This is a genomic window from Streptomyces sp. NPDC058964 (assembly GCF_042741275.1).
In the GTDB taxonomy this organism is placed as follows: domain Bacteria; phylum Actinomycetota; class Actinomycetes; order Streptomycetales; family Streptomycetaceae; genus Streptomyces.
Window position 1 is genome coordinate 1 of the sequence record NZ_JBHYKH010000702.1, and the last position, 3,670, is coordinate 3,670.

The 3,670-nt window shown below is 71.9% G+C and carries 3 protein-coding genes; all 3 read right to left on the bottom strand.

Annotated elements, in window-relative coordinates; translation table 11 throughout:
* Window positions 1-1,809: 1,4-alpha-glucan branching enzyme (gene glgB / locus ACFW2E_RS43280; RefSeq protein ID WP_384476599.1), on the bottom strand; the 1,809-nt coding region annotated here is incomplete at its 3' end.
* Window positions 1,810-1,836: 27 nt separating this feature from the next.
* Window positions 1,837-3,228 (bottom strand): maltokinase, encoded by a 1,392-nt coding sequence (locus ACFW2E_RS43285; RefSeq protein WP_384476602.1) that lies wholly within the window; start codon window positions 3,226-3,228, stop codon window positions 1,837-1,839.
* A gap of 88 nt (window positions 3,229-3,316) precedes the next feature.
* Window positions 3,317-3,670, bottom strand: a 354-nt coding sequence (locus ACFW2E_RS43290) for an alpha-glucosidase C-terminal domain-containing protein (protein ID WP_384476605.1), incomplete at its 5' end; no start/stop codon positions are given.

Consider the following 3,670-nt stretch of genomic DNA (forward strand, 5'->3'; position numbering starts at 1 on the left):
GTCGTGGGATATGGGCAGGACGTAGTTCTCGCTGTAGGCGTAGACCATCGAGAACGTCATCTCGTGGTGGTGGTACTTGCGGTGGACGGACTCATGGCCCATGTACCCCAGCGAGTCGTGCATCCAGCCCATGTTCCACTTCAGCCCGAAGCCGAGACCGCCGAAGCCGCTCGGGCCCCGGTGGTGCGTGGGCCGGGTGACGCCGTCCCAGGCGGTCGACTCCTCGGCGATGGTCACCACACCCGGACTGCGCCGGTACACGGTCGCGTTCATCTCCTGCAGGAACGCCACCGCGTCCAGGTTCTCCCGGCCCCCGTGCTCGTTCGGCGACCACTGGCCCGGCTCACGGGAGTAGTCGAGGTAGAGCATCGAGGCGACCGCGTCCACGCGCAGGCCGTCGATGTGGAACTCCTCGCACCAGTAAACGGCGTTGGCGACCAGGAAGTTGCGCACCTCGCGACGGCCGAAGTCGAACTCCAGCGTGCCCCAGTCGGGGTGGGCGGCCCGCAACGGGTCCTCGTGCTCGTACAGAGGGCGTCCGTCGAACTCGGCCAACGCCCACTCATCGCGCGGGAAATGTGCCGGAACCCAGTCCATCAGCACACCGATCCCGGCCCGGTGGAGGGCGTCGACCAGGTGCTTGAAGTCGTCGGGGGTGCCGAGGCGGGCCGTCGGCGCGTAGAACCCGGTGACCTGGTAGCCCCAGGAGCCGCCGAAGGGGTGCTCGGCGACGGGCATCAGCTCGACATGGGTGAAGCCCAGGTCCCTGACGTACGCGGGCAGCTGTTCGGCGAGTTGGCGGTAGGTCAGGCCGGGCCGCCAGGAGGGGAGGTGGATCTCGTACACCGAGAAGGGAGCCTCGTGGACCGGTGTGTCCCCCCGGTGGGCCAGCCACGCCGCGTCGCCCCACTCGTAGCGCGAGGCGTGCACGACGGAGGAGGTGTTCGGCGGAGCCTCCGTGCGCCGCGCCATCGGGTCGGCGCGCAGGGTCCGTGAGCCGTCCGGGCGGGTGATCTCGAACTTGTAGAGCTCGCCCTCGCCGATGCCCGGCACGAACAGCTCCCACACCCCCGAGGAGCCCAGTGACCGCATCGGGTGCCCGGTGCCGTCCCAGAAGTTGAAGCCGCCGGCGACCCGCACGCCCCGTGCGTTCGGCGCCCACACCGAGAAGCGGGTGCCGGTCACCCCCTGGTGCGTCATCGGCTCGGCGCCCAGTGCCCGCCACAGCTGCTCGTGCCGGCCCTCGCCGATGAGATGGAGGTCGAGATCGCCGAGGGTGGGCAGGAAGCGGTACGCGTCCTCGGTCTCTTGCGCCGCACCCTCGTACTCCACCAGCAGCCGGTACTCGGGGACCTCGCGAAGGGGCAGCAGCCCGGAGAAGAAGCCGTCGCCGTCGTCGTGCAGTTCGGCCCGCAGACTGCCCGACACGACGCCGACGGACCGTGCGTACGGGCGGAAGGCCCGGAAGGCGACCCCGCCGGCCAGCGGGTGGGCGCCGAGGACGGAGTGCGGGTCGTGATGCGTCCCGTGGAGCAGCCGCTCGCGGTCGCCGGCGGTCACGGCGGGGGACACGGCGACCTCGACGGGGGAGGTCTTCGCGGCGGTGACCTTGGTGACCTTCTGGGGCGGGACCTTCGCGGCCGGGGCCGCCTTCTCGGCCGAGGGCTTCTTCGCGCCGGTCTTCTCGGCGGGCGCCTTCTTCGCCGTGGCCTTCTTCGCGGTCGCCTTCTTCGCGGTCGCCTTCTTCTTGGCCGCCGTCTTCTTTGGATTCTTCGGATCCGAACCGCTGGACGGGGGGCTGGGGGTCACGGACGGGCCTCCTGGGCGAGGGTGAGGTCAGAGCTGGTCGGACGTGGCGAGGAGGTGTACCGCCGACAGCGGTACGGGGAGCCAGTCGGGGCGGTGGCGGGCCTCGTAGACGACCTCGTAGACCGCCTTGTCGGTCTCGTAGGCCCGCAGCAGTACGGGATCGGTACGCGGGTCACGGCCGGCGACCTCGGCGTACCCGGAGCAGTACGCGGCCCGGCACACGGCCGCCCATCCCGGGGCCGGCGGGGCCGTCGAATGGGCCGCGTAGTCGAACGAGCGGAGCATCCCCGCGATGTCGCGCTCCGTGGGCTGCGGCATGCGCCGCTCGGCGAGGGGGCGGGCCGGCTCGCCCTCGAAGTCGATCAGCGACCACTGGCCGTCGGGGGAGCGCAGGCACTGGCCGAGGTGCAGGTCGCCGTGGACGCGCTGGGCGGTCCAGGTGCGGCCCTCGGCGGCCAGGCCGGCCAGGGCCTCGTAGGCGGAACGCAGTCCGGGCTCGTACGGCCGTAACGCGGGGACCGCCTGCGCGGCCGCCGCCAGCCGTTCGACCATGCCGTCGACCAGCTGCCGCAGCTGGCCGTGGCCCAGGGTGACCGTGGGCAGCGCGCGGCCGAGCGCCGTGTGCACCTCGGCGGTGGCCCGGCCCAGCGCCCGCGCCTCGGCGGTGAAGTCCTCGCCCTTGGCCAGCTCGCGCAGGGCCAGTTCCCAGCCGTCCGTGGCGCCCCGCACGAAGGGCTGGAGCACGGCCAGTACGTAGCTGTCGCCGTTCAGGTCGGCCAGCAGCCACGCCGTGGGCGCGGGCACCCGGGCGCAGCCCTCGCGCGCCAGGGCGAGCGGTATCTCCAGGTCCGGGTTGACGCCGGGCACGATCCGGCGCAGCAGCTTCAGGATGAACGTATCGCCGTAGACCACCGAAGAGTTGGACTGCTCGGCGGTCAGCAGCCGGGCCACGAGCCCGTCCCGTATCTCCTGCCGCCGGTCCCGCTCGAAGCGCAGCCCGCCGATGCGGGCCCGGGTGCGCAGGGCCTCCAGGAGCACCTCGGCGGGCCGGGGGTCGTACAGCGCGTCGTACACCGTGCGTCCGGCGAGCGGCCCCTGCTCCACGTGTCCGATGAGCGCGGGCGCCAGCCGGGGCGGCAGCGCCTCGCGCGCGCCTATGACGAGCTGGTAGACGTCGCCCGGGTGGGCGGCGGTGCCGGGCGCGGGCGTCTGGTGTGCGCGGACCAGCAGATGGTGCAGGCCCAGGCGTCCGCCGGAGGGCAGCAGTTCGGTGGCCGAGACCAGGGAGAAACCGGTGACCGGACGCCCCTTGCCCGCGAACCACCGCTGCCTCGGCAGCCACTCGCGCAGCAGCGGATCGAGCGACGCGAGGATGTGGCCGGGGCTTGTCGTGCCGGAAGGTGTGACCGTTTCCGCCATGGCGTCGCGTCCTTTCCCCGGGGCGTCGGGGTGTTACTGATGGGTGCCCCGGGCGGGGCAGCGGAAACCGCCCCACCCGGGGGTGTGACTACGCGGCTTCCCGGCGCAGCCGGAACCAGTAGAAGCCGTGCCCCGCGAGGGTCAGCAGGTACGGCAGTTCACCGATGGCGGGGAAGCGCACCCCGCCGAACAGCTCGACCGGATTGCGTCCCGTGAACCGCCGCAGGTCCAGTTCCGTGGGCTGCGCGAAGCGGGAGAAGTTGTGCACGCACAGGACCAGGTCGTCCTCGTACTCCCGCAGGAACGCGATCACCGCCGGGTTCGAGGACTGCAGTTCGGTATAGGACCCCAGTCCGAAGGCGGGATTCTGCTTGCGGATCTCGATCATGCGGCGGGTCCAGTGGAGCAGCGACGAGGGGGAGGACATGGAGGCCTCGACGTT

Bases quoted from the DNA above. Each gene is read 5' to 3' on its own strand.
- ACFW2E_RS43285 (WP_384476602.1), bottom strand. From the start codon at position 3,228: ATGGCGGAAACGGTCACACCTTCCGGCACGACAAGCCCCGGCCACATC.